At 69.1% G+C, this 24,532-nt stretch carries 20 protein-coding genes and 1 pseudogene; 10 read left to right on the forward strand and 11 right to left on the reverse strand.

Annotated features, from left to right (window positions below; genetic code table 11):
* Window positions 1-286: pseudogene (locus AB8Z75_RS10640) on the forward strand (bifunctional 3'-5' exonuclease/DNA polymerase); the annotation flags it as partial.
* Between the two features lie 410 nt (window positions 287-696).
* On the forward strand, window positions 697-1,509 hold the full coding sequence (locus AB8Z75_RS10645) for a dimethylarginine dimethylaminohydrolase family protein (protein WP_369201209.1): 813 nt from the start codon (window positions 697-699) through the stop codon (window positions 1,507-1,509).
* A 117-nt stretch (window positions 1,510-1,626) separates the two neighbouring features.
* Here AB8Z75_RS10645 and AB8Z75_RS10650 read toward each other — a convergent pair whose 3' ends face one another.
* The 5 genes from AB8Z75_RS10650 to AB8Z75_RS10670 all read right to left on the reverse strand — a co-directional run bounded on the left by AB8Z75_RS10650 (window position 1,627) and on the right by AB8Z75_RS10670 (window position 6,280).
* Window positions 1,627-2,856: a cytochrome P450 gene (locus AB8Z75_RS10650; protein ID WP_369201211.1), complete on the reverse strand. Its 1,230-nt coding sequence runs from the start codon at window positions 2,854-2,856 to the stop codon at window positions 1,627-1,629.
* Window positions 2,857-2,908: 52 nt separating this feature from the next.
* Window positions 2,909-3,697: an ABC transporter permease gene (locus tag AB8Z75_RS10655; protein WP_369201212.1), complete on the reverse strand. Its 789-nt coding sequence runs from the start codon at window positions 3,695-3,697 to the stop codon at window positions 2,909-2,911.
* Entirely contained in the window at window positions 3,694-4,650 is a 957-nt protein-coding gene (locus tag AB8Z75_RS10660; RefSeq protein ID WP_369201213.1) for an ATP-binding cassette domain-containing protein, read from the reverse strand. Before AB8Z75_RS10660 ends, AB8Z75_RS10655 begins: the two co-directional genes overlap by 4 nt.
* Before the next feature lie 175 nt (window positions 4,651-4,825).
* Window positions 4,826-5,665, reverse strand: coding sequence for a DUF4097 domain-containing protein (locus AB8Z75_RS10665; RefSeq protein ID WP_369201214.1), 840 nt, complete (start codon window positions 5,663-5,665; stop codon window positions 4,826-4,828).
* Between the two features lie 69 nt (window positions 5,666-5,734).
* Window positions 5,735-6,280: a hypothetical protein gene (locus AB8Z75_RS10670; protein ID WP_369201215.1), complete on the reverse strand. Its 546-nt coding sequence runs from the start codon at window positions 6,278-6,280 to the stop codon at window positions 5,735-5,737.
* 292 nt (window positions 6,281-6,572) lie between these two features.
* Here AB8Z75_RS10670 and AB8Z75_RS10675 point away from each other — a divergent pair, with 292 nt between their 5' ends.
* The 3 genes from AB8Z75_RS10675 to AB8Z75_RS10685 all read left to right on the forward strand — a co-directional run bounded on the left by AB8Z75_RS10675 (window position 6,573) and on the right by AB8Z75_RS10685 (window position 10,133).
* Complete coding sequence (locus AB8Z75_RS10675) at window positions 6,573-8,162, forward strand: tryptophan halogenase family protein (RefSeq protein WP_369201216.1); 1,590 nt, start codon at window positions 6,573-6,575, stop codon at window positions 8,160-8,162.
* A gap of 123 nt (window positions 8,163-8,285) precedes the next feature.
* Window positions 8,286-8,849 carry a flavin reductase family protein gene (locus AB8Z75_RS10680; RefSeq protein ID WP_369201218.1) on the forward strand — a complete coding sequence of 188 codons (564 nt, stop codon included), beginning with the start codon at window positions 8,286-8,288 and terminating at the stop codon, window positions 8,847-8,849.
* Between the two features lie 42 nt (window positions 8,850-8,891).
* On the forward strand, window positions 8,892-10,133 hold the full coding sequence (locus AB8Z75_RS10685) for a cation:proton antiporter (protein WP_369201219.1): 1,242 nt from the start codon (window positions 8,892-8,894) through the stop codon (window positions 10,131-10,133).
* A gap of 127 nt (window positions 10,134-10,260) precedes the next feature.
* Here AB8Z75_RS10685 and AB8Z75_RS10690 read toward each other — a convergent pair whose 3' ends face one another.
* Window positions 10,261-11,862, reverse strand: a complete 1,602-nt coding sequence (locus AB8Z75_RS10690; RefSeq protein ID WP_369201220.1) for a (2,3-dihydroxybenzoyl)adenylate synthase — start codon at window positions 11,860-11,862, stop codon at window positions 10,261-10,263.
* Window positions 11,863-12,162: 300 nt separating this feature from the next.
* Here AB8Z75_RS10690 and AB8Z75_RS10695 point away from each other — a divergent pair, with 300 nt between their 5' ends.
* A complete protein-coding gene (locus AB8Z75_RS10695; RefSeq protein ID WP_369201221.1) occupies window positions 12,163-13,929 on the forward strand; it encodes an amino acid adenylation domain-containing protein in 1,767 nt (588 codons plus the stop codon).
* A 68-nt stretch (window positions 13,930-13,997) separates the two neighbouring features.
* On the opposite strand, the gene AB8Z75_RS10700 is transcribed toward AB8Z75_RS10695, so the two are convergent.
* Complete coding sequence (locus AB8Z75_RS10700) at window positions 13,998-15,212, reverse strand: cytochrome P450 (protein WP_369201222.1); 1,215 nt, start codon at window positions 15,210-15,212, stop codon at window positions 13,998-14,000.
* A 277-nt stretch (window positions 15,213-15,489) separates the two neighbouring features.
* Here AB8Z75_RS10700 and AB8Z75_RS10705 point away from each other — a divergent pair, with 277 nt between their 5' ends.
* The 4 genes from AB8Z75_RS10705 to AB8Z75_RS10720 all read left to right on the forward strand — a co-directional run bounded on the left by AB8Z75_RS10705 (window position 15,490) and on the right by AB8Z75_RS10720 (window position 19,035).
* Entirely contained in the window at window positions 15,490-16,218 is a 729-nt protein-coding gene (locus AB8Z75_RS10705) for a thioesterase II family protein (protein ID WP_369201223.1), read from the forward strand.
* Entirely contained in the window at window positions 16,215-16,961 is a 747-nt protein-coding gene (locus AB8Z75_RS10710) for an SDR family NAD(P)-dependent oxidoreductase (RefSeq protein WP_369201224.1), read from the forward strand. The genes AB8Z75_RS10705 and AB8Z75_RS10710 overlap by 4 nt, the downstream gene beginning before the upstream one ends.
* Before the next feature lie 102 nt (window positions 16,962-17,063).
* The gene (locus AB8Z75_RS10715; protein WP_369201225.1) at window positions 17,064-18,281 is read left to right on the forward strand and encodes a pyridoxal phosphate-dependent aminotransferase; all 1,218 of its coding nucleotides are present in this window, start codon (window positions 17,064-17,066) and stop codon (window positions 18,279-18,281) included.
* A 4-nt stretch (window positions 18,282-18,285) separates the two neighbouring features.
* Entirely contained in the window at window positions 18,286-19,035 is a 750-nt protein-coding gene (locus tag AB8Z75_RS10720) for a tryptophan 2,3-dioxygenase family protein (protein WP_369201226.1), read from the forward strand.
* Window positions 19,036-19,659: 624 nt separating this feature from the next.
* Here the strand turns inward: AB8Z75_RS10720 and AB8Z75_RS10725 are convergent.
* From AB8Z75_RS10725 to AB8Z75_RS10740, 4 genes are all read right to left on the reverse strand, one after another.
* Complete coding sequence (locus AB8Z75_RS10725; protein ID WP_369201227.1) at window positions 19,660-20,868, reverse strand: cytochrome P450; 1,209 nt, start codon at window positions 20,866-20,868, stop codon at window positions 19,660-19,662.
* A gap of 25 nt (window positions 20,869-20,893) precedes the next feature.
* Window positions 20,894-21,088 carry a ferredoxin gene (locus tag AB8Z75_RS10730; RefSeq protein WP_369201228.1) on the reverse strand — a complete coding sequence of 65 codons (195 nt, stop codon included), beginning with the start codon at window positions 21,086-21,088 and terminating at the stop codon, window positions 20,894-20,896.
* Between the two features lie 5 nt (window positions 21,089-21,093).
* Window positions 21,094-21,306, reverse strand: a complete 213-nt coding sequence (locus AB8Z75_RS10735; protein ID WP_369201229.1) for an MbtH family protein — start codon at window positions 21,304-21,306, stop codon at window positions 21,094-21,096.
* A gap of 229 nt (window positions 21,307-21,535) precedes the next feature.
* Complete coding sequence (locus tag AB8Z75_RS10740; protein ID WP_369201230.1) at window positions 21,536-24,520, reverse strand: amino acid adenylation domain-containing protein; 2,985 nt, start codon at window positions 24,518-24,520, stop codon at window positions 21,536-21,538.
* Window positions 24,521-24,532 lie beyond the last annotated feature (12 nt).

Raw genomic sequence — 24,532 nt, forward strand, 5'->3', positions numbered from 1 at the left:
GGCGAGGGGCCGCTTCACCCGGAACTTCGTGGTGCAGGGCAGCGCCGCGGACTGGGCGGTCCTGATGCTGGCGGGGCTGCGGCAGCGGCTCGCGAAGCTGGCGGCCGAACTGGTGTTCTTCCAGCACGACGAGGTCATCGTGCACTGCCCCGCCGAGGAGGCCGACCTGGTGCGCGAGGCCATCGACGCCGCCGGCCGGCAGGCCGCCCGCGCCGCCTTCGGTGACACCCCGGTCCGCTTCCCCTTCACCACCGCCGTCGTCCGGTGCTACGCCGACGCCAAGTGAGGTCCCGCCGCGCGGCGAGCGGGCGCGTGAGGGCCGGGAGGGCCGGGAGGCGATCGAGAGGACAGCCGTGTCCCGACCCCCGCCACGCGGCACCCCGCCGCGTATCCCCACGGGCGCTTCGGCCGGCCGGCTCGGTCGCGGACAGCTGTGGCAACGCGATGGCCGAGGCGTTGAACGGCACGTGCGAGGCCGGACCGCCGGACGCCGATCGTGGCTCTATCTGACAGCTTTCTGTTCAAACGGTCACAGAGTCCCTGGATGGGGTCTATCACAAGTTGAGGCGGGAGCCCTGTGGCGCCGAAGGGCCCCGCCCTCCCGCGCAGAGCAGAACCGGAGTCGTCCACAAGGTCGCGGGGGCCCTGTTGGACGACGGGATCGAACCTTCGCGTCCGCTGTCTTCTGGAGACCACATGAATCGCGATCTGCTGATGTCCGATGCCGCGTACTTCCGGATCAGCTATGAGATCAACCCCTACATGGACAAGAGCTGCCAGCCCGACGTCGCTGCCGCCGTGGCCGAGCACACGGCGATCTCGGCCGCGCACCGAGCGGCCGGACGCCGCGTTCGCCGCATGGAATCCGCTCCCGAGTGCCCTGACATGGTCTACACAGCCAACGCCGCTTTCGTCTCCGATCAGCGTGCCGTTCTGGGCGATCCGCCGGCCGCCCGCCTGGAGGAGATCCCCTACTTCCGTTCGTGGCTGAAGGAGAACGGCTTCGAGGTCCTCGACGCGCCGTACTCCTTCAGCGGCCAGGGGGACGCGCTGGCCTGCGGCCGGCTCCTCCTGGCGGGCTACGGACGGCGCACGGACCAGCGCATGCACGGCTTTCTGGCCGACCTCTTCGGTCACGAGGTGGTGCCGCTGCACACCGTCAGCGACCAGTGGTACGACGTGGATCTCGCGGTCGCCGTGATCGACGAGGACACACTCGGCTACTACCCCGGGGCGCTGGACGACCCGAGCCGGGGCAGGCTGGCGGACCTCGGATTGGAGTTGATCGAGGTCGAGAGCGCGGAGGCGCACGCGTTCGCGCTCAACCTGGTCAGCGACGGCGACACGGTCACCATGACGCGTGGTGCCCCACGCTTCGCGGCGACCCTGCGCGAGCGCGGTCTGACGGTGGTCGAGCTGAACACCTCTGAGCTGCGCAAGGGCGGCGGCGGTGTCCGCTGCACGGCCCTCACGCTGGACAACCAGACGACTTCCGGCAGCGGTCGCTGACCCTCGGCCGACCAGGCCTGTCTCCGCCCGAGCACAACCGAGGAACTCGGGCACAATCGAGGAGGGGGTGGAAGAGACCGAGTCTCTTCCACCCCCTCCTCGGTTGTGCCCCACATGTCACAGGCGGACCGGGAGGCTCTTCAGTTGGTAGGCACCCGGCATCTGCTGCCGTTCGAGCGCCTCCCGCGGCACCGCCAGGGTCAGCCCCTTCTCCTTGATGATCAGCCGCTCGAAGACGGCCTCGCCCGTGAGCTTGGCCAGCGCCGCGCCTAGGCAGTAGTGTGGACCGTGTCCGAAGGCGACATGTCCGTCTCCGGGTCCCATCTGCCGGGTGAGGTCGATCCGTACGGGTTCCGGGAACCTGCGCGGATCGCCGTTGGCGGCCGCCAACGCGGCCATGACGGCCTCGCCCTGCCGGACGCGGACCCCCGCGATCTCCACGTCCTCGGTCGCGTACATCGGCGCGACCAGGTGCACGGAGCCGCCGAGGCGCAGCATCTCGCGGACGGCGCCCTGCACCAGCTCCGGCTTCGAGCGCAGCAGCTCGAGCTGGTCGGGATTGTCGAGGAACGCCAGCACCGCGTTGGCGACGAAGTGTGCCGTCGGGTTGTGCCCCGCGTGGAGCAGCAGGAGCACCATGTTCACCATCTCGGTGTCGGTGAGCCGGCCGCCGTCCTCGTCGCTGGTCTGGATCATGCGCGAGATCATGTCGTCGCCCGGTGCCGACCTGCGCCGCTCGATCAGGGCCTTCGTGTACTCGATCATCTCTGGGACGCAGGTGACCAGCAGCGCCGGGTCGCCGACGTTGAAGTCGTGAATCCAGCGGTGGAACCGCGGCCAGTCCTGCTCATCGACTCCTATGAGGTCGCAGACCACGTTCCCGGCCAACGGGAAGGCCACGTCCTCGATCAGGTCGATCTGCTCCTTGCCTGCGACACCGTCCAGAATCTGGTCCAGTATCCAGCCGACGCGCTCACGGCGCTCGTTGACCCGGCGGACCGTGAACGAGGGCGTGACCAGGGTCCGCAGCCGGGCATGGTTCTTGCCATCCATGATCACCATGCCTTCGAAGTAGTCGCGGTACTCCTCGGGCAGCCCGTAGGCCTCGATCATCCGGTCGGTGATGCTCGGTCCCTCCATGCCGGGGACGCTGCGACGGTCCCGCACCAGACGAGGGTCGTTGAGGACGGCCTTGACGTCCTCGTAGCGAGTGACCAGCCAGATGGTGGTGTCCACGCCCGGGTAGACGATGGGCGTCAGCGGCTGTTCCTCCCGCAGTCGCCCGTACTGACCGAACGCGTCTTCCACCAGGGCAGGGTCCATGATGTCGAAGTTCTCAGCAGGCATGACTGCCTCTCCATGAGAGAAGTTGGCTGTGCTTTTGACGGATGTGCCGATGTCAGCGGATCGCCGCCTTGTTGTTGTAGAGGCGCTTCGACCAGACGTAACCGACCAGGGCGATACCGGCGCACCAGGCGACCGACTGCCAGGCGCTCGCGCCGATCTCGCCGCCCAGAAGCAGGCCGCGCATGGTCTCGGTGACCGGGGTGAAAGGCTGGTATTCCGCGATCCAGCGCACCCCGGCCGGCATGGAGTCGGTCGGCACGAAGGCGCTGCTGAGGAAGGGGAGGAACTGCAGCGGCATAGTGGCGGTGTTCGCTCCGGCCGGGTTCTTGGTGAGGAGACCGAAGGCTACGACGAGCCATGTGAGCGCGAAGGTCAGCATGGCGAAGACACCGGCGGCCGCGAGCCATTCGAGAGCGTGGGCGTTGGGGTCGAAGCCCATCAGGAACGCGACGCAGGTGACCAGCACGACGCTGATCATCGCCCGGATGACGCTGCCGACGACCTGGCCGGTCAGCACCGAGGAGCGGGCGATCGCCATCGTGCGGAACCGGTCGACGATGCCCTCGGTCATATCGAGGCAGATGGAGACCGCGGTCGACCCGGAGCCGAAGGCACCGGTCATCAGGATGATGCCAGGGGCGACGTAGTCGATGTAGTCTCCGCTGCCCCCCGACATGACGCCTTCGCCGAGCGACTTGCCGAACAGGCCGACGAACATCAGCAGCATGACCACCGGCATGCCGATGGAGGCGATCAGGAAGGAGGGGTTGCGCATGGTGTGCCGCAGGTCGCGGCGGAGCATGGTGCCGGAGTCCCGCAGGGTCAGGGTCATGCTGCTCATCGAGGGGTCTCCTTCTGCGGGGTGGGCTGGCTGGTGAGCGCGAGGAAGACGTCGTCGAGGTCGGGTGTGTGCACCGTCACTCCGGCCACCTCGATGGCCTGCGCCTCGATCCGGTCGAGCACGTGATTGAGCGCACCGACACTGCCGTCGGTCGGCACCTTCAGCACGAGTGCTTCGTCGTCGCGCGCGCCCTCCCCGAGCTGGGCGACGGCTTGGTCGAGCCAGTACCGGTCGGCGAACTGGAGCCGGATGTGTCCTCCGGTCACCTGCCGTTTCAACTCGTCAGCCGTGCCCTGCGCGACGAGCTTCCCCTGGTCCAGGACGGCGATGCGATCGGACAGTTCGTCCGCCTCGTCCAGGTATTGCGTGGTGAGGAAGAGAGTGACGCCGTCGTCGCGCACCAGGCGCCTGATGGTCTCCCACATCGAGCGGCGGCTCCGCGGATCCAGACCCGTGGTGGGCTCGTCGAGGAAGATGATGCGCGGCCGGCCGACCAGGCCCATCGCCAGGTCGAGCCTGCGGCGCATACCGCCGGAGTAGAAGGCCGGGAGCTTCTTGGCCGCATCCACCAGCTCGAACTGCTCCAGCAGCGCGCGGGCACGCTGCCGTCCGTCGCGCCTGCTGAGATGGTTCAGCTCGCCCATCAGGCGCAGGTTCTCCTCGCCGGTGAGCATGTTGTCCACGGCGGAGAACTGGCCCGTCACGCCGATGACCGAGCGGACCGCCTCGGGCTCGCGGGACAGGTCGTGCCCTGCGATGTGGATGGTTCCGGCATCAGAGGGCACGAGCGTGGACAGGATCTGGACCGTGGTCGTCTTGCCCGCTCCGTTGGAACCGAGCAGGGAGAAGATCGAACCGGTGGGTACGTGCAGGTCGATGCCGTTGAGGACGGCCTTCGACCCGAATGCTTTGCGCAGTCCGGCCACGGAGATCGCGGCCTCGGATCGGGGCATGATGGACTCTCTCTCATGTCGTGGCTGTGCCTGTCAGCCATGAGGGGCAGCGGCCGGGGGCGTGCGCCGGTGAGAGGGAGGCGCGCCCCTGGGCGTGCTGCGTGCGTGCTGGTGCTGCGTCTGCGTGCTGCGTGCTGCGTGCTGCGTCGATCCTTCGGTGCGGCCCGAGCGCAGTTCAGGAACGGCGGATGACGATGTCGCCCGAGACGGTCCGGGCCTCCACCTTCACGGTCTCCTCTCCTTGCTGTGGTCCGTCGGTCGTGGTCAGGGAGCTGTGGGCACTGCCCGTCTGGGAGCACAGGTCCAGCCAGGCCGCCACGCTCTCGCGGATGCCGATCTCCAACTGCCCCGTAGAGGTCTCGGCGACGACCGAGCCTCCTCTCACCTCGGCGAGCACGACGTTCCCTGTGGCGGCTTTGGCGTGCACGTCGGCGTTGGCCACGGCGACGAAGACGTCACCGCTGGCAGCGTTCAGTCGCACGTCCCCGGCGACGTCACCGACGTGCAGGTCGCCCGAGGAGTTCTTGACGCTCCCCGAGCCGTCGATCTCGCGGATGCGCACATCGCCGGAACCCAGCCTGACCTCGATACGGCCCACCACGCGGTTGACCGTGACGTCACCGCTCGCGCTGTGGAGGTCGAGTGGTCCCGTCGCGTCCAGGTCGATGGCACCGGACGCGCTACGGCACCGGAACTCTCCCAGTCGGCCCTCACTGCGCAGGTTCACGGAGGATCCCCGGACCTCCAGGTCGGAGCCGGTGGGCAGCTCGACGACGACGTCGAGGATCCCGTTCGGGCCGCTCGCGCCGCGCTGCCGGGGCGCCCTGAGCTTGAGCTTGCGGCTCTCGTAATCCACCCGGGTCTGCTCGGCGGCCCGGACGTCCGCCTTGTTGCCCGCGTCGCGGGGCCGCACCTCGACCCGGGTGTCGGTACGGTCCGTGGCGAGAAGCCGGACAGTGCCCGCCGGCACATGGAGGGCGGCCGAGATCGGCCCGGGCGTCTCGTAGGTCGGCATGGGTGTCCCCGTCTGTCGTGGGCGATGGGTTGCGTATCCGCCGAGGAGGCGGAATGAGCAGGGGCGGAGCTACCGCGCCCAGCCGGTGAAGCGTTCGGCCATCCGCCGGCCGCGCGACTGCGTCCGTTGGATCTCGTCCGCCTCCACAGCGGCGGCGACCACCCGCAGAAGCCAGGCGTTCGCCGAAAGACCGCCGTACCCTGCCGCTTGCTCCACGCGGGACTTGAGGCTGTTGGGCAGCCGGAAGGTGACACGTGAGGTCCCGCTGCCATCGGACTCAGGTGCCGGTGGCAGCGCTCCCGCCGTCGGCGCCACGACCTCACCGGAGGTACGACTGTCCCCGCTCGCCGCACCATGGCCGGCCACGGAGTCCGGGCCTGGCGCGACGACGAACTCGGGGTCCTGGCCACGCAGCCGTACGTCGACCGATCTGGGCCCGAGGGCCCGGCTGATCTCCTCCGCGGCGTCGGCCAGTGCCTCCAGCAGCACCAGCCGGGTCGCTGACTCCAGCGGCGCGACGAGGCGCTCGGCGAGCGCCCTGGCCTCGTCGGTCCCGGCCCCGGCCGCTCCCGTGAGCTCCCGGCGCAAGCCGGAGACATAAGGCGTGAGGTCCATGACGCCACCATGACGCCACGCCGCCGCCATGTCAAGCGGCACGATGGCGTCTAGGTGACATCACGCGGCACCGGGGCTCGCTCCCGCACGCGCGCGGCAGCAGAACGTACCCCTCCGCCGGGAGCGGGTCGGTAAATGTTTCCGCATTCTTTCGCCTTCAGAAATCCTTCGGATTCTTTCGGGTCTTTCCGAGATCTTTTCAGGCGCCAGTACTTTCGGCGGGCGAGTGCGAGAGTTCGGGCGAAAGCGAACCCAGCGAGCCGTGACACGTAGGCCGGAGAAGCGAGGGAAAATGGCTAAGAACGTGGTTATCGTCGGTGGCGGAACAGCCGGGTGGATGACAGCCTCATACCTCCGGGCAGCCTTCGGGGACCGCGTCTCCGTGACACTCGTCGAGTCGAAGAACGTTCCTACGATCGGCGTCGGCGAGGCCACGTTCAGTACCGTTCGCCACTTCTTCGCATACCTGGGCCTGGACGAGCGTGAATGGATGCCGGAATGCCAGGCCACCTACAAGCTCGCCATCCGGTTCGAGAACTGGCGCACTCCGGGTAGCCACTTCTACCACCCGTTCGAGCGTCCCCGGGTCGTCGATGGCGTCCCCTTGGCGGACTGGTGGCTCCACAAGCGGCCCAGCGACCGTTTCGACCTCGACACCTCGGTGATCGCCGCGCTCTGCGAGCACAAGAGTTCACCACGCAGCCTGGGCGGTTCGCTTCTGAAGCGGGACCAGTCGGAGGGAGGCGAGTCCGAGTCGCCGGGCCGCAGCACCCTCACCGAACAGAACTCCCAGTTCCCCTACGCCTACCACTTCGACGCCGCGATGCTCGCCGGCTACCTCACCAAGTGGGCCACCAAGCGCGGCGTGCGCCACATCCTCGACGACGTGCAGGACGTCCGCGTGGACGAGCGCGGCGCCATCCAGCACGTCCTCACCAAGGAGCACGGCGAGGTCGCGGGCGACCTGTTCATCGACTGCACCGGGTTCCGGGGAATGCTCCTGAACAAGGCGCTCGGCACCCCGTTCCAGTCGTACCAGGACACCCTGCCCAACGACAGCGCAGTCGCCCTGCGGGTACCCGCGGACATGGCGGTGCGCGGCATCAACCCGTACACCACCGCCACGGCGCAGGACGCCGGCTGGATCTGGAACATTCCGCTCTTCGGCCGCATCGGCACCGGGTACGTCTACGCCCGCGACTACTGCTCCCCGGAGGAGGCCGAGCGCACCCTGCGCGCGCACGTCGGCCCGGCAGCCACCGACCTGGAGGCCAACCACATCCGCATGCGCATCGGGCGCAGCGAACGCTCGTGGGTGAACAACTGCGTGGCCATCGGCCTCTCCAGCGGATTCGTGGAGCCGCTGGAGTCGACCGGCATCTTCTTCATCCAGAACGCCATCGAGCAACTTGTCAAGCACTTCCCCGGCGGGCAGGACGACGACGGACTGCGCCGCTCCTACAACCGCCAAGTCGCCGGGGTGATGGACGGCGTGCGGGAGTTCCTCGTGTTGCACTACTACGCCGCCGAGCGGGCCGACAACCAGTACTGGAAGGACACCAAGACCCGCCCGATGCCCGACAGGCTGGCTGAGCGCATCGAGCAGTGGAAGGTCAAGCTCCCCGACAGCGACACGGTCTTCGAGCACTACCACGGCTTCGAGTCCTATTCCTACGTCGCGATGCTGATGGGGCTCGGCGGTATCAAGACACCTGCCGCCCCGGCCCTGCACCTGTTCGACGACACCCGGGCGACCGCGGAGTTCGAACGGGTCAAGGCGCAGGCCGAGGCGCAGGTCCGCAGGCTGCCCAGCCAGTACGAGTACTTCGCCCACCTGCAGCAGATGAGTCCCGAAGAGCGGCTGGCGCCCCTCGTCGCCTGATGTCTTGAAAGCAGTGCCGGCCGGAGACGGTCGGCACCGGTCGTTCCCGCAATCCTCTGGTCCCCGGATTCCCGACTTCACGCCACGGCCCCGCGTGGCCCGACCGAAGGTGAGGGGTTGACGATGTCGGAGCGTGTGCTGGACGCCGCGGTTCCGCAGACGGCGCGGCCTGCCGAGTTCCGCTCCATGATGGCCGCCCTGCCAGCCGGTGTCTCCGTGGTGACGGCGCGGGACCCGGACGGCAGGCCGTGGGGCATGACATGTTCCTCGGTGGCCGGCGTGGCCCTCGATCCGCCGACTCTCCTGGTCTGCCTGCGCCAGGCCAGCCCGACCCTGGAAGCGGTGCTGAGTTCGGGCGTGTTCGCCGTGAACCTCCTGCACGATGCGGCCCGCACCGCAGCCGATCTCTTCGCGTCGGGCGACCCGGAACGCTTCGAGCGCGTCGAGTGGTCGGCGGGGCCGGAATCCGGGGGACCGCATCTGACCCAGAGCGCGCACTCCGTCGCCGACTGCCGGGTCTCCGGGACCGTCGCGGTCGGCGACCACTTCGTGGTCTTCGGCGAGATCCGCCACATCGAGACGCACCACGAAGACCAGCCCCGGCCGCTGCTGTACGGGCTACGGCGGTACTGGTGCCTGGACACCGACGACAACGACGACAGGCCGAGCCGTGCGCGAGCCCGCTGACCTGGTTCCCGCGTGCGTGCACCGGCCGACGGGTGAACGCCAGTGACCGGAACTCAAGTAGCGGTACTCCTGGGCGACGTGGCGCTCATCGTGCTCGTGGCCCGGCTCATGGGGGCGCTGGCCGGCCGACTGGGCCAGCCCGCGGTCATCGGCGAGGTGCTCGGCGGCATCCTGCTCGGCCCCACCCTCTTCCACGGCGCGCTCACGGATTGGCTCGTCCCCGCCGAGGTGCGTCCTCATCTCGGCACTCTCGCCGATCTCGGCCTCCTGCTGTTCATGTTCCTCGTCGGCATGGAGTTCGACTTCGGCAGGCTGCGCGGCTCCGGCCGGGTGGCGAGTGTCGCCGCGGTCGGCTCGGCCCTGCTGCCTTTCGCCCTCGGTCTCGGCCTCGGTGGGTATCTGCTGCGCGAGCACGAGAGCACGAACAGTACTGCGTTCGTGCTGTTCATCGGAGTGGCCGTATCCGTGACGGCGTTCCCGGTGCTGGCACGCATCATCACCGACCGCGGCATGCAGGGCTCGCTGACCGCCACGCTCGCCCTGTCCGCCGCGGCGTTCTGCGACCTCGCCGCGTGGACGATGCTCGCGGTCGTGCAGAGCGTGGCGCGCGGCGGGCAGCACTGGCAGGTGCTTCTCGTCGTGCCGTACACGATCGCCCTGGTCGTCTGGGGACGGCCCTTGATGAAGCGGGTGCTGGCCAGGGCGCGCCCGGGGGAGCCGCTCCCCGCGAGCATCCTCACGACGGTGTTCCTCGGTGCGCTCCTCTCAGCGGCGCTGACTCAGATGATCGGTCTGCACTTCGTGATCGGGGCGTTCCTCTTCGGTCTGGTCGTTCCCAGGCACGAACATCCGGCGGTCAGGGAAAGCCTCGCAGAACGCACCCAGGGCATCACCGTGCTGCTGCTGCCGTTGTACTTCGTCGTGGCCGGGCAGCAGGTCGACCTCTCGGCGATGGACAGTTCGGACCTCCTCGACCTCGGCCTGATCACGCTGGTCGCGGTGGTCGGGAAGTTCGCGGGCACCTGGATCGCCGCCCGCTCGCAGGGGCTGCCCTGCCGCGAGGCCGCGGTGCTCGGCACGTTGATGAACACCCGGGGGCTCACCGAGCTCATCGCACTCGGCGTGGGGCTGGAAGCGGGCCTGCTCGACGAGGGGCTGTACGCGGTCTTCGTCGTCATGGCGGTGGTCACGACCGCGATGACGGGCCCCTTGCTGCGCTGGCTGGCCGGAGGCGGTGAACAAAAGCGCGTCGGCGAGCCGGTGGGGGTGACGGAGCAGACCTGACCTCCTGGCCGACAGGCCGGCAGCTGTGCGGGCCGGGCACCGATGCCTGAGGGGGCCGGACCACGTCCGGCCCCCTCAGGACCTGTGCTCGGTCGGGTCAGCTCCCCGCTGCCCCCAGTGGCCTCCGTCAGGCGGCCCTCTGCCGCGTGACCATCGCGCGCAACGCGCTCTTGTCGACCTTGCCGACCGGGGTGCGCGGCAGTTCGTCCACGACGATCAGTTTGTCCGGGATCTTGTACGTCGCCAGCCCGCACGCTCGCAGATGCGCCTTCAGCTGCGGAGTCCCGACCTCCTCGCTGAGGATGACGAACGCGTGGCTGCGTTCTCCGAGCGCCCGGTCAGGGACCCCCACCAGCGCCGCGTCCCGGATCGCCGGATGAGCGAGCAGGTACTCCTCGACCTCCTCGGCGGGCACCTTCTCGCCGCTGCGGTTGATGATGTCCTTGATCCTGCCGACGAGCACGAGGTTTCCGTCCGGCCGGAACTTGGCCAGGTCCCCGGTGCGGAAGAACCCGTCAGGGGTGAACGCCTCCGCGTTCTTCTCCTCGGCACGGTAGTAGCCGCGGATCGTGTACGGGCCGCGGGTGATCAGCTCGCCCTCCTCACCGACCGGCAGCGGGCGCCCGTCGGCATCGGCCACCCGCACCTCGTCGTCCGGGCACAGGGCGCGTCCTTCGGAGTTGACGACCACTTCCCGCGGGTCGTCCAGGCGGGTATGCGTCAGCAGTCCCTCACCGATGCCGTACCACTGGCTGAGGGGGCAGTCCAGGATCTTGAGGGCCTGCTCGGCCTGCGTCGGGTCCACCTTCGAGCTGCCCACCTGGAGGGTGACACCCGACAGGCCGACACCCGACTTCTGGGCCGCGTCCATCCACAGCCGCAGCACCGGCGGCACCACGGTGGTCAGTGTGACGCCCTCCCGCCGGATCACCTCGAACACGTCGTCGGGCCGGACGCTGGTGGTGAGCACCGACTTGCCGCCCGCCAGGAGTGTGCCGAACACCCCGGGGCAGCCGAGCGCCGCGTTGTGGGCGGCCGGATTGACTGCGAGGTACGCGTCGTCCGGGCCCATACGCACCGCCTCAGCGGTGGCACGCATCTGGTACGCGTAGTCGTCGTGGGTGCGCGGAATCAGCTTCGGCAGCCCTGTGGTGCCGCCCGACAGCAGGAACATCGCCGGCTCACTGGGGTCGACCCGCGGGAAGTCGCGGTTGGCGGAGGTGACCGAGTCCAGCGCGGTGAATTCGCCGGCGTCCCCGACGACGAACACGTGTTGCACACCGGGCTGCTCGTCCCTGACCTGGCGGGCGAGCTCCCGGAAGTCGAAGCCCCCCGCCTCGTCGACGATCACATACGCGACCGCCCCGGAATGGCCGGCCAGATGCGTGATCTCGTTCCTGCGGTGGCCCGGCAGGGCCAGGACCGGGATCGCTCCGACCCGGAAAAGCGCGCACATCACCACGACGAACTCGCAGATGTTGGGCAGCTGGACCACCACCCGGTCCAGCGGCCCGATGCCCCGGTCGAGGAACCCGCCGGCCAGTTCACCGGACGCGGTGGCGAGCTGCGCGTACGTCATCCGGCGCTCACCGCACACCACAGCGGGGCGGTCGCCGTGCTCCGCGCACGCCTCGTGCAGCAGATCGCCGAGAGGTCTGCCCTGCCAGTACCCCTTCCGGCGATAGAGCGCGGCCAGATCTTCGGGCCAAGGGATGCATCCTTCGAGCATGGCGGCCTTCCGTAGGTGGTCGTAAAGGACTCGATTCCAGCGGGGTTTTGAAGAGCAGAGTCGCGCCTGGCGCGTTACCCCAATCCGCCCTCGGAAAGATCCAGGAAAGCGGCTCCGCGCCACCTGTCCGCTCTCTGTCGTGCCGCTCCGGGCCGCTCACACCGGCTCATAATCTGGCGGTCGTTCAGTGGCGGCGACTCTGTCCGGATACGCGGCCGGAGCGTTTCTCACGTGCGGTCGCGAATCGGTCGGAACCTCCATGTGAAGGGAATGGGTGCGACGTTGCAAACGGTTCCTGAAGTGTTTGAATCCATCGCTGCGCAGGCAGGTGACGCGCCGGCTGTCGTGTTCGGCGACCACACGCTGGGCTACACCGAACTCAACGTGCGCGCCAATCGGCTCGCCCGCTCCCTGATCGCCGAGGGAGTGCGCCCTGACGCGCTCGTGGCGGTCGCCGTACCGCGCTCCCCCGCACTCGTCGTCGTCCTTCTCGCCGTACTCAAGGCCGGCGGCGCCTACCTGCCGTTGGACCCCAGCTATCCGCCGGAGCGGATCTCCCACATGCTGGAGGACGCGCGACCGGTCCTCGTCGTACGAACCGCGGGGACTTCCCTTCCCGAGACGGACACCCCTCAGATCGTCATCGACGAGCCCGCCTTCGCGGACGCCTGCGAGCAACGCCCGGGCGGCGACGTCGGCCAGGACGAGCGGCTGGCCCGGCTGCGCCCGCAGCACCTGATGTACGTCATCTACACCTCGGGGTCGACCGGCGTGCCCAAAGGGGTGGCGATCTCGCACACCGGGCTCTCCGACATGGTCGCCACTCAGGCGTCGCTGTTCCAGGTGCGCCCGGGTGAGCGTGTCATCCAGTGGGCCTCCATGAGCTTCGACGCCGGCTTCTACGACGTGGCCCTCGCGCTGCTGCACGGCGCCACCCTGGTGATGGCTCCTCGTGAGGAGTTGTTGCCGGGCGAGCCGCTGCGCGAGGTGCTGCTCAAACACGACATCACCCACGCGGTGCTGCCCCCGGTCGCGTTGAGCGTCACCGACGGCACCGGCCTGCTCCAGGGCGGCACCATCATGTCGACAGGCGACGCGTGTACCTCGGCGTTGGTGCGCGAGTGGTCGCGGGGACGGCGGATGTTCAACGGCTACGGCCCCACCGAGGTGACCGTCGGCGCGTCGATCGGGCAGGTCACCGACGCTGGGGACGTGAGCATCGGCACCCCCTGGGTCGGCGGTCGGGTCTACGTCCTCGACGACCGGCTGAGGCCCGCGGCGGAAGGCGAGGAGGGCGAGCTGTATCTGGCGGGCAGCGGCTTGGCCCGTGGGTACCTCAACCGCCCCGGCCTCACCTCGACCCGATTCGTCGCGGACCCCCTCGGGCCGCCCGGGAGCCTGATGTACCGCTCCGGGGACCGCGGTCTTCGTCGGGCGGACGGCCGGCTGTACTTCACCGGACGCGCCGACGACCAGGTCAAGCTGCGCGGATTCCGCGTGGAGCTGGGTGAAGTGGAGGCACGGCTGGCCGGCCACCCGGCAGTGGACGTCGCGGTCGCCGTGATGGCCGGCGGTCTCGCCGACGCGCGCCTGGCCGGATTCGTCACGACCGTCGCCGGGGCGCAGGTCACCGAGGCCGAGCTGCGGGCACACGTCTCCCGCTCCCTGCCTGGACACATGGTGCCGAGCGTGGTCACGGTTCTGGACGCCTTCCCCACCACGCCCAACGGCAAGGCCGACCGGAGCAGGCTGCGCGACGACGCGACGCGGGCGCTCCTCACCGCCCCGCCGGCCTCACCCGCGGGGGAGGCTGAAGAGGCCGAGGGCGCCACGCACGCCACCTCCTACGAGAAGGCGCTGTGTGTGATGGTCAGCGAGATCCTCGCGAAGCCGTCGGTGACCCCGCAGGACAACTTCTTCGACCTGGGCGGCCAATCCGTCCTCGCCGTGCAGCTCGGCAGCCGCATCCGCAAGGAGCTGCGGGTCAACGTCCCGATGCGCACCGTCCTCGAGGCCCCCACGCTGGCCCACCTGGCGCGCAGCCTGGAGGAGGCCGAGGCTCGGTGACACGGAGGGGAGGGAGTGGCCCGCACCAGTCGCCGGGGCCGCCCCCTCCCCTCCGTGCCGGTCTCCTGTCAGCGGGGGTGGAAACGGACCCTCAGGCTGCTGTAGCCGAAGAGGAAGTTCGAGTAGATGCGGGCCGGTTCACCCGTCAGTTCCAGGTCCCGCACGTGCTCCACGAGCGCGGTGAGCAGACCCCGCACCTCGGCCCGGCCGAGGTAGGCGCCCACGCAGTAGTGCGGGCCGTGGCCGAAGGAGATGTGCTTGTTCGGGTGCCGGGACGGAGTGAATACGCGCGGCGACGGAAATGCGGACTCGTCGTTGTTGGCCGAGGTGTTCCACAGGGTCACGATGTCCCCAGCGCGCACCTGTCTGCCGCCGAGGTGCAGGTCCCGGGTCGCCGTGCGGGCGAAATGCATGGCGGGAGTCGACCATCGCAGCACCTCCTCGACGGCGCTCGCCACGCTCACCTCCCCCGAGATCAGCGCCCGCCACTGGTCCTCGTTCTCGGCGAACGCCAGCACCGCTGTGATGGCCGTCATCCGTGAGGACTCGTCGCCGCCGAGGATCAAGCTGTAACAGTTGAGAGCGATTTCCTCCAGAGTCAGCTGACGGCCTTCCACCTCGGCATCGGCGATCATGCTGATCACATCGTCACCGGGGTTCTCCCTGCGCTCCTGGGCGAGCTGCATGAAATAGAGGACGATCTCGTTGCGGGCGCTGGACGCATCGAGTTCATCGCCCTCGGGCTCTTCCGAGGACAGCGCCCGCTTGTTCCATTCCAGGAGATCCTTGCGGTCCCGCTCGGGTATCGAGAGCAGGTCGCAAATCGTGTGCATGGGGATCTGCTCGGCGAGTTCGGTGGCGAAGTCGAACGATCCGATCTCGGTGACCGAACGCACCAGGCGCGAGGTGCGCTCCGACACCTTCGTCGCCACATCACGCAGAACGCGAGGCGAGAAAGCCCGGAGCAGCACGTTCCGCAGCTCCCGGTGGCGGGGCCGGTCGGTGACGGCCAGCATCTTGCCGCCGGCGGGGTCGCCGCCGCGCAACAGCACGTCGAGGACGGTGCCGCGCCCCGAACTCAGCGACTCCGCGTCGTTGTACGCGGCCTGGACGTCCGCGTAGCCCGCGACCACCCAGAATCCCTGCCGACCACCGGTCGGTCCGTGCCAGTAGACCGGCTCTCGTTCGCGAACCGTCCGCCAGAACTCGTGCGGGTCGTTTCGTACGAATGTGGCCGGATCCGTGAGATCGAGGGCGGGGACGCTTGCGACGGGCGGGCTCATCCGGGTCTCCTTGCCGACTGGGCGAAAAGTGCGGCGAACGGCGAACGGGCCACCTCTCGCCAAGGGGAGAGAGGGAAAGAATCACATGCCTCGTGAGCACCTCAGGGCGTTCCTTGCCGAGGTCTTTCAGGCTGGCGTCCCGCGCTGAACGAGAGGCGAAAGATTGGCGAGCCCCGCGTAATCGCCGTGGGAGGGTGACCACGTTGGGAACCCGTGCGCTCTAGGTATATGGGGATTAACCATGGTCGGAAGTCGCCAACCCGGCTGGATACGGCCGATGAACAATGTAGGAAATCCGGCATCACGCCTGGTCTGCCTGCCGCATTCCGGTGGTTCCGCCGTCAGCTACGGTGGTTGGGCGTCGGCCGTCCCAGCGGATGTACAACTCATGGCTGTGCAGTATCCGGGGCGGGGCGACCGTGTCGCGGAGACGCCCGTCGGGAGCATCGCTCAGATGAGCGCCGCCGTGGCCGCGGAGCTGCTGGAACTCGAACCGCTCAGCTACGCCTTGTTCGGACACAGCCTCGGCAGCCTCGTCGCCTACGAGACGGCGTTGGCCATGTGCGACAGCGGCTTTCCGCCCAGCCACCTGTTCGTATCCGGCTGCACCCCTCCAGGACAGGGCCACAGCGGAGTCACCCACCTCGCAGGAGACGAGGAACTGTGGGCTTCCATCTGCGAACTGGGCGGCGTCGACCCGGCGATCGCCGACAACGCCGAACTGCGGGAAATCCTCCTGCCGGCCCTGCGGTCGGACGTACGGGCCAGCGAGACCTACCGGCCCTCCCCTGAGAACGAACCGTTGCCGTGCCCTGTGCGCTGCTATTACAGCCCCGAGGACCCGCTCACCCAGGACGTCGACATGGCCGCGTGGTCTGCCACGACCAGCGCGTCGTTCACCACCCGCGCGCGGCCCGGCGGCCACTTCCACCTGTGGATCGACATCGCCGAGTTGGTGGGCGACGTGCTGGCCTTCCTGCCCCGGCGCGAAACGCTGACGGCATGAGCATCGAGAGCCTCTCGGTGGTCGTGACCGGTGCGGGGACGGGCATCGGACGGAGCATCGCGCTGCGGGCGGCACGCTCCCGGGCGCGGGTCATCGCGGTGGGACGGCGCCCTGAACCGTTGAAGGAGCTGGCGGCGAAGGAACCCGACGCGATCGAGCCGCTCGCCGTCGATGTCACGGACCCCGCCGCGCCGGAGCGGATCGTCTCCGCGGCGCTGGACCGGTTCGGGCGCCTGGACGCCGTCGTCAACAACGCGGGCGCGGCACGCTTCGGACGGCTCGCGGACACCGACGTCTGCGAGCTCGACGCGATGCTGGACGTCAATGTCCGCGCACCGGCCGCACTGATCCGTGCCGCGCTGCCCCATCTGGACGCCGCCAGGGGCTCGGTCGTCAACGTCACCTCCGTGGCCGGCGCGCTCGCGATGCCCGGGCGGGCCTACTACGGCGCCAGCAAGGCGGCCCTGAACAGCCTGACCCGTTCGCTGGCGCGTGAGCTGGCACCGGCAGTCCGCGTCAACGCCGTCCTGCCGGGGCCGGTGGACACACCTCTGTGGCAGGGGGTCGGCATGTCGGCGGGCGAACAACAGGCGCTGCGCGACGGCTTGCTGGCCGACACCCCGATGGGCCGCTTCGGGGAGGGCGACGAGATCGCAGGCTGGGTGTGCTGCCTGATCGACCCGGACCTGTCCGGATGGGTCACCGGAGCGTTGCTTCCGGTCGACGGCGGTCGCACCGCATAGCACCCGAGAACGCAACTACCACCGAAGACAACGCAGACCAGACACGCGAGGTGGCACGTGATCGTGCAAGCAGGCGGGGCCGAAGAACCGAGCCGCCCTCCCATGGCCACGACGATTCCGTCGTCGTGCCTTCAGGACATCTACCGCGCCGCGGAGGTGAAGGAGCGCACTTCCGGCGGCGAGGTCATCAAACTCCACGTCGGCGACCCCTACTTCGATCCCCCCGAGGAGGTCGCGGAGGCGTTCATGGACGCCGTACGGCGGGGCGAGACCAAGTACTCGGGCGTGGAGGGCATGCCCGCGCTGCGTGAAGCGCTGGTAGAGAAGCTGCGCACCGACAACGGCCTGGACACCGGCGTGTCCCGGGTGCTCGTCTCCCCGGGCTCCTGCCAGGGGCTGTCAGCCCTGATGCAGTCGCTGGCCGAACCCGGCGCCGAGATCCTCCTGCCCGAACTCCACTGGCCCGTCCATCTCCAGCAGAGCCTGCTGGCGGGGCTGCGTCCGGTCTTCTACAAGCTCGGGCCCGACTTCCTCCCCGACCCGGACACTGTGGCCGCCGCGTCGGGCCCGCGCACCCGGATCCTGCTCCTCAACTCGCCGGCCAACCCCACGGGCGCGGTGATGGACGCGCGGCTGACCGGCGCCCTCCTCGACCTGGCAAGGGCAAAGGGCTGGCAGGTCATCAGCGACGAAGCATACGAGCACTACGTCTTCGACGGCGCGCACCTGTCCGTGGCCTCGCTGGAGAGGGAGGTGCCGGTTGCCGAGCGCATAGTGCACAGCACCTTCAGCTTCTCCAAGAGCGCCGCCATGACCGGCTACCGGCTCGGCTACGTCGCGGCCGCCACCGAGGAGGCGGCGGACGCGATGAAGGTCGTCCAGGAGGCCAGCATCATCGGCACCTCCACCCCTGCCCAGTTCGCGGGGATCGCCGCGGTGGGTGCGCGCGCCGATATCGCCGAGCTCAACCGCAAGCGGGTCATGACCAACCGCGACTCCGCGCTGCCGCGACTCGTCGAGGCCGGGCTGCTGCGCCAACTGCCCGCGGGCGGTTGGTACGCGCTCGCCGACATCGGGTGCACCGGCATGGACGCTGAGACCTTCGCGACCCGGCTCCTGGACGCGACAGGCGTCGCGGTCGTCCCCGGCAACGGCTTCGCCTGGCACCCGGCCCTCGACTCGGCGGGCAGCATCGCCTCAGCCGCTTACGCCCCGTGGGCACAACACCTGATCCGCATCGCCTTCTGCGTCGATCCGGACGCTCTCGAACGCGGTGTCCGGCAACTCCTCGCCTTCGTCCGCGACCACGCAGTGGAGTGACGCCATGACCACTCTCACCTACCGTGACTACTTGCACATCGACAAGCTGCTCTCCATCCAGGCGCCGCGCACGCCCGACACCGCGGGCACCGAAGTGGTCCTCGCGGAGCACTTCTTCATCGTCGCGCACCAGACGACCGAACTGTGGCTGAAGCAGATCATCGCCGACCTCGGAGCCGCCGCCGAGGCACTCGCCCCTGACCCGTCCCGAGGCCAGGAGGGTCTGGCGGCCAGCGACGGGGAACTGTCGGCGGAGTTCCTCCTGCGCGCCAACGATCTGCTGCTCTTGCTGTACAACCAGCTGGTCGCCCTGGAGAAACTGCCGCTGCGCCTGTTCGCCGAATTCCGCCCCTTCCTGGACAACGCGAGCGGCGCCGAGTCCGCGCAGTTCAAGGCGTTCAGCACACTGCTGGGGGACGATCAGAGCGACGGCAAGCTGTACGAGACGTTCCGCGCCGCGACCGAGTGCGCCGGCACCTCTGTCGCAGAGGTCTGCCGACTCGGGGTCCACTCGGGCGTCCACCACCGCATCGCCGAGCTGCTGCTCGACATCGGCAACGCGTACTGGCGATGGAAGGTCGCCCACCTGGGTGTCATGTCGAGGTCGCTGGGCGAGCAGTCGGGCACCGGCGGTTCGAGCGGCGCAACGTACCTCGCAGGAAGGCTCGCCATGCCGTTCGGCGAACTGCGCAGGCTCCGAGGAGAGGTCCACGCCGAGATGGCAGCCCATCACGCGGCGCAACGGGCGGCCTGACACCGCTTCTCACCACGATGGGGCTGACGGCGGCCGGCCACGGTCGCCATCACCGTCTGTGCCGCCGTCACCCTCGTGCCCGCGCTGTAGTGCAGAAGCCGCGCGTCGATGCGCGACGGGGCGCGTTCGTCCTGCACCGCTCAGCCGCCGTCCCGCTGCTCGGCAAGGCGACGCTCGGCACCATCGCACTGCCTGCCGCCGGCCTCCAGCTCGGTCCTCGCGGTGGGCCGGGCGTCCTCCTGCTGACGCTCGTCCTCCGCTCGCTCCTGTCCCTCTCAAAGCGGCGCTCGGGTACCTGCTCCCGGTCGCGACCGCCCGCAACGCCGTGGTGGCGGTCTTTCCCGGGGCGCGGACGGCGGCAGTCGGTCGTGACGGGCTTCCCCCACCGGGGCGCCCGGCGTCACGGCGGCCCTCACTGTTCGCCATCCTCGGCGCGTCGGCCTGGTGGCTGCCGAAGCGGCCGGGCGCTGCCGCCCGACATGGACGCCGAGGGGCGAAAGGAGCCGCAGAGGCCGGGTCGAATCCGCGGGAGCGCGACACGCCCCACCGCGACTCAGCGTCCCGCGAAAAAAGATCCTGGAGCCCGGGTGCGGGGCTCCAGGATCCTGCCGAGGATGCGCGTCCTCACCACGCGACGGGCAGCTTCTGGAGCCCGTGGATGGTCGAGAAGAGCTGGTTCTTCAGGGGGACTTCCCCGGGCTCCACGGCGAGACGCAGTCCCGGGAAGCGCTCGAAGAGCGCCGCGAAGGCGATGCGCATCTCCACTCGCGCGAGCTGCTGGCCGATGCACTGGTGCACGCCGTGTCCGAACGCCAAGTGGCCGCGGGCGGTGCGCGTGATATCGAGGCTCTCTGGGCTCTCGTACTTGTGCGGGTCCCGGTTCGCCGCCGGGAAGGACATCATCACCGGCTCGCCCTTCTTGATGAGGCGCCCCTCCAGCTCGACGTCCTCCAGGGCCACCCTGATGGGGCCGCGGTGCACGATGCTGAGATAGCGCAGCAGTTCCTCCACCGCGCCGTCCACCAGCCCCAGGTCGGCACGGAGCGCCGCACCCTGCTCGGGGTTGGTGAGCAGCGAGTACACACCGAGTCCGATCATGTGCGTCGTGCTCTCGAATCCGCCGACGAACAGCGTGAGCCCGATGTTGGTCAGTTCCTCAACGGTGAATTCGCTGCCGTTGACGATCCCGCTGAAGATGTCGTCGGTGGGATTCTTGCGCTTGCTCTCGATGAGCGGCGGGAAGTAGCTGCTCATCTTCGCGAAGGCGGCCTGGACCTCCTCCCGCGTCGATTCGAAGCTGTCGGTGACCGCCATCGAGTGTTCGAAGTCCGCCCGGCCCTCGGCGGGGACACCGAACACATCGCACATCACCAGGGAGGGGATGGGCAGCGCGAAGGCCTGGATCAGGTCGACGGGTGGCCCTGCCGCCTCCATCGCGTCCAGGGCCTCGTTGGTCACCTTGACGATCCGGGGTTCGAGCTGGTTCATGCGGCGGACGGTGAACTCGGCGATGAGATTGCTGCGGTACTTGGTGTGGTCGGGCGGATCCATGCGGATGAACGCACCAGGCTCTGCCGGCACGCCCTTGGCCGCCCCCGGCGCGTCGACCGGCAGGACCATCAACTCCTGCTTGGCGCTGAACCGGGAGTCGGCCAGGACCGCCCGCACGGCGGAGTATCCCGTCGCGAGCCAGCCGGAACGGCCCTCCGCGAAGGTCATCGGCCGCAACGGGTCCTCGTCCCTCAATTCCCGCAGGATCTCGGGCGGGTCCGCGGCGTTGGGGCGGGGGGCCGTGATGGGGTAGGAGAACGACGCCGGGGGTGTGCCGGTCATAGGAGGCTCCTCCAAGGGGAGAGTGCTACTCGGTCACGCTGATCGCGTGCGCGGGGCAGCTCTGCATCGCCAGTTCTGCGAGGTCGTGCTGCTCAGGCGGCGGGCTGGGGACGAGCACCTGTACCGTGCCGTCGTCCTCGTTCTGATCGAACAGCTCGGGAGCGTGCAGTGCGCACAGACCCGACCCGACGCAGACATCTCTGTCCCCGGTGATCTTCACGGAGATCAGCCGGCCATGGCGTCACGGAGGCTCTTCGGACGCATGTCCGTCCAGTGTTCCTCGATGTACTCGAGACACGCGGCCCGCTGGTCCTCGCCGAACACCACGCGCCACCCGGCGGGAACGTCGGTGAACGTGGGCCACAGGGAGTACTGCTCCTCCTCGTTGACCAGGACGTAGAAGGTGCCTTCCTCGTTGTCGAACGGATTGGTACTCACATGGACTCCTCAGCTTCTCGATGGAAAGACATTCCGGAAGAGCCGGACCGCGCCGGTGGGGTCGGCGCGGTCCGGCGTTCCGCGTGCGGGAGGGGTACGCCGACGGCTGTGCCGCGAGGTGCGAGCGGTCTGGTGAAGAGTCTCCTCGGACACCACCCGCGCTCGGGCCAGCCGGACAGATTGGCGAAGGAGAGCGGCACGCGGTCGCGCCCCCTCCGCCCGCCTGGCGTCAGCCGTCGGCGGCATCCCGGTCGCGCACCTGGCCCTCCCGGAGCACGGCACTGACGATCTTGCCGATCTCGGTGGCGGGCCCTGGGTGGTACATGTCCTGGTGAGAGCAGGCGATGTCGTGCTCCTGCACACGGCCCAGGATGTGCGGCCGCCACTGCTCGGCGTACGAGTCGTCCGGGTTGAGCGCCGCGTTGAAGAACACCGTGTCGCCGTCGAACACCGGCTGCGTGAACTCCCTCATCATCGACACGTGCTCGACGAGCAGGCGCGCCGCGACGTCCAGGAAGGCGGTGTCGTCCTCCGTGGTCAGGTGACCGACCCGTTCGGCGAGGAAGTCACGGATGTACGCTTCGTCGGCTGCTTCGTTGTGCGCGAAGTATTCACTCGTCACGCTGTCCAGCAGAGCGAGGAGGCCCACCTCCTGGCCGCGCCGGCGCAGTTCCGCGGCGACGGCGTGGCCCAGCGTGCCGCCCAGCGACCAGCCGAGCAGGTGGTAGGGGCCCTCCGGCTGGACCGCACGGATCTGCTCGGTGTAGTCGGCGACCATCTCCTCGATCGACTCGGGCACCGCGGTCCCGTCGAACCCGCGGGCCTGAATACCGTAGAGCGGCCGGTTCTCAGGGAGGTGGTCGGCGAACTCCTGGTACACCCAGGCGAGACCACCACCCGGGTGGATCCACCACAGCGGCTTCTCGTCGCCGTCGGTCTTGATCGGCAGCACGGGGGCGAACGGATCGGTGGGCACCACAGCGGGCCCGTCGCCGGCCGCCTCCAGCACGGCGGCGAGTCCCGCGACCGTCGGGGTCTTGAACGCCGCACGGATGCCGACGTCGACGCCGAGTTCGGTACTGATGCGGCTGATCAGGCGGGTGGCGCGCAGGGAGTGCCCGCCCAGGTCGAAGAAGTTGTCGTCGACGCCGACCCTCTCCAGCCCCAGCACCTCGGCGAAGAGCGTGGCCAGGGACCGTTCGACGGGTGTGCTCGGCGCCCGATAGGTGACGCCGGCGAACTGGGGATCGGGCAACGCTCGCCGGTCCAGCTTGCCATTCGGGGACAGCGGAATACGGTCCAGCACCACGACGGAGGCCGGCACCATGTACTCCGGGAGCCGCCGCGCGACAAAGCCTCGCAGGTCGGCGCCGAACTCGGCGCCGGCGGATCCCGCCTGGCCGTCCACGGGTACGGCGTAGGCGATGAGTTGCTTGCCGCCCTGGGTGTCCCGGACGACCACGGCGGCCCGGGACACCCCCGGATGCGCCGCCACGGCCGCCTCGACCTCTCCTGGTTCGACGCGGAACCCGCGGATCTTGACCTGGGTGTCGGCACGGCCCACGTACTCCAAAACGCCCTCTTCGTTCCAGCGGGCCACGTCACCCGTGCGGTACATCCGCGTGCCCGCAGGACCGAACGGGTCTGCGAGGAACCGCTCCGCCGTCATCCCCGGCCGGTTGTGGTACCCGCGGCCCACGCCCGTGCCCGCCATGTACAGCTCGCCGGCGACCCCCTGCGGCACCGGGACGAGCCCCGGTCCCAGGATGTAGGCCCGCAGATTGTTCATGGGCCTGCCGATCGGGATCCCTGTGCCGACGGGTGTGCCCGCGGGCATCTCGTGCGTGGTGACGTAGAAGGTCTCGCTCGGCCCGTACCCGTTGACGATCCGGACATCGGGCCATGCCTCACGCAGCCGTTCCACCAGCGGCGTGGTCAAGGCCTCGCCGGCGAAGACCAGGGTGTTGACCGAGACACGGCCCGCGACCCGGTCGACGAGTTCGGCGAACGCCGAGGGCACCGAAGAGATGACGTCCACGTCCCAGCTCTCGCGTTCGGTCAGCGCCAGGACGTCACGGGCGAGTTCGATGCTGCCACCTGTGGTGAGGGTGGCGAACAGTTCGAACGCGGCGACATCGAAGCCGATGGATGTGCTGGCCAGCATCTTCCAGCCGGTGGGCCGCCCGACCGAGCGGACCAGTGCGGCCAGGGCGTTGACGAGATTGGCGTGCGTGATGCCCGCGCCCTTGGGCAGACCCGTGGAACCCGAGGTGTACACGATGTACGCCAGGTGCGCCGTGGTCAGGGGCAAGACTCGGTCGTCGGCGCCCGGGTCGGCAGCGGGGCCCTCATGGAGGACGTCCGTCCGGTCGAGGAACAGGCGCGGAACGTCCGTGTCGGGCAGCACCGTGGCCGCCTCGGCGTGGGTCAGGATGAGTTCTGGGGCGGCGTCGCGGAGGATGTGCGCGAGCCGCGTGCTCGGGTAGGCCGGGTCGATCGGTACGTACGCGGCGCCCGCCTTGAGCACGCCGAGCAAAGCCACCGGCAGGTCCGGTACGCGCGGCAGCGCCACCGCCACCACCTTCTCGGGGCCAGCCCCCGCGGAGACGAGGTGCCGCGCGAGGCGGTTGGCACGAGCGTTGACCTCCGCGTACGTCAGCGAGACACCGTCACAGACCACCGCGGGGGCATCCGGTGTCCGCTCGGCCCACTGCTCGAAGAGCTCGGAGACCGTACGGTCCGGCACGTCCAGGGCCGTGTCGTTGAGGCTGTGCAGGATCCGCTCGCGCTCTTTTGGTGCGAGGACGTCCACGGCACCGACGCGGGTATGCGGGTCCGCCGCGAGCTGCCCGAGTACGCGACCGAACCGGGCGGCTATCCTCTCGATCGTCAGCCGGTCGAAGAGGTGCTCCTGGTACTGGAGCGAGAGCTGCGGGTGCGGATCGGCACCCGCCATGATCATGATCGGGTAGTGGGTGCCGGAGAAGGGGCGCAGGCCTGTCAGCCGTATGTCTGCCGCGGTCTTGGCCTCGTCGAGCCCGCCGTGGTCGATGGGGTAGGACTCGAAGACGACGAGTGTGTCGAAGAGGCTGCTCAGCCCGGTGCTCTGCTGGATCTCGGCAAGGCCGGGATAGTGGTGGTCCAACAGGGCTGCCTGGTGCTCCTGAGTGCGCCGCAAAACGTCGGCSAAAGTCTCGCCCGGATCCGTGCGCACCCGGACGCGAAC

Origin of the sequence: Streptomyces sp. PU-14G (genome assembly GCF_041028275.1) — a bacterium.
In the GTDB taxonomy this organism is placed as follows: Bacteria; Actinomycetota; Actinomycetes; order Streptomycetales; family Streptomycetaceae; genus Streptomyces.

Coding starts and splice junctions, on each gene's coding strand:
- AB8Z75_RS10645 (WP_369201209.1), top strand. CDS start 697: ATGAATCGCGATCTGCTGATGTCCGATGCCGCGTACTTCCGGATCAGC.
- AB8Z75_RS10650 (WP_369201211.1), bottom strand. CDS start 2,856: ATGCCTGCTGAGAACTTCGACATCATGGACCCTGCCCTGGTGGAAGAC.
- AB8Z75_RS10655 (WP_369201212.1), bottom strand. CDS start 3,697: ATGAGCAGCATGACCCTGACCCTGCGGGACTCCGGCACCATGCTCCGC.
- AB8Z75_RS10660 (WP_369201213.1), bottom strand. CDS start 4,650: ATGCCCCGATCCGAGGCCGCGATCTCCGTGGCCGGACTGCGCAAAGCA.
- AB8Z75_RS10665 (WP_369201214.1), bottom strand. CDS start 5,665: ATGCCGACCTACGAGACGCCCGGGCCGATCTCGGCCGCCCTCCATGTG.
- AB8Z75_RS10670 (WP_369201215.1), bottom strand. CDS start 6,280: ATGGACCTCACGCCTTATGTCTCCGGCTTGCGCCGGGAGCTCACGGGA.
- AB8Z75_RS10675 (WP_369201216.1), top strand. CDS start 6,573: ATGGCTAAGAACGTGGTTATCGTCGGTGGCGGAACAGCCGGGTGGATG.
- AB8Z75_RS10680 (WP_369201218.1), top strand. CDS start 8,286: ATGTCGGAGCGTGTGCTGGACGCCGCGGTTCCGCAGACGGCGCGGCCT.
- AB8Z75_RS10690 (WP_369201220.1), bottom strand. CDS start 11,862: ATGCTCGAAGGATGCATCCCTTGGCCCGAAGATCTGGCCGCGCTCTAT.
- AB8Z75_RS10700 (WP_369201222.1), bottom strand. CDS start 15,212: ATGAGCCCGCCCGTCGCAAGCGTCCCCGCCCTCGATCTCACGGATCCG.
- AB8Z75_RS10705 (WP_369201223.1), top strand. CDS start 15,490: ATGAACAATGTAGGAAATCCGGCATCACGCCTGGTCTGCCTGCCGCAT.
- AB8Z75_RS10710 (WP_369201224.1), top strand. CDS start 16,215: ATGAGCATCGAGAGCCTCTCGGTGGTCGTGACCGGTGCGGGGACGGGC.
- AB8Z75_RS10715 (WP_369201225.1), top strand. CDS start 17,064: ATGGCCACGACGATTCCGTCGTCGTGCCTTCAGGACATCTACCGCGCC.
- AB8Z75_RS10720 (WP_369201226.1), top strand. CDS start 18,286: ATGACCACTCTCACCTACCGTGACTACTTGCACATCGACAAGCTGCTC.
- AB8Z75_RS10725 (WP_369201227.1), bottom strand. CDS start 20,868: ATGACCGGCACACCCCCGGCGTCGTTCTCCTACCCCATCACGGCCCCC.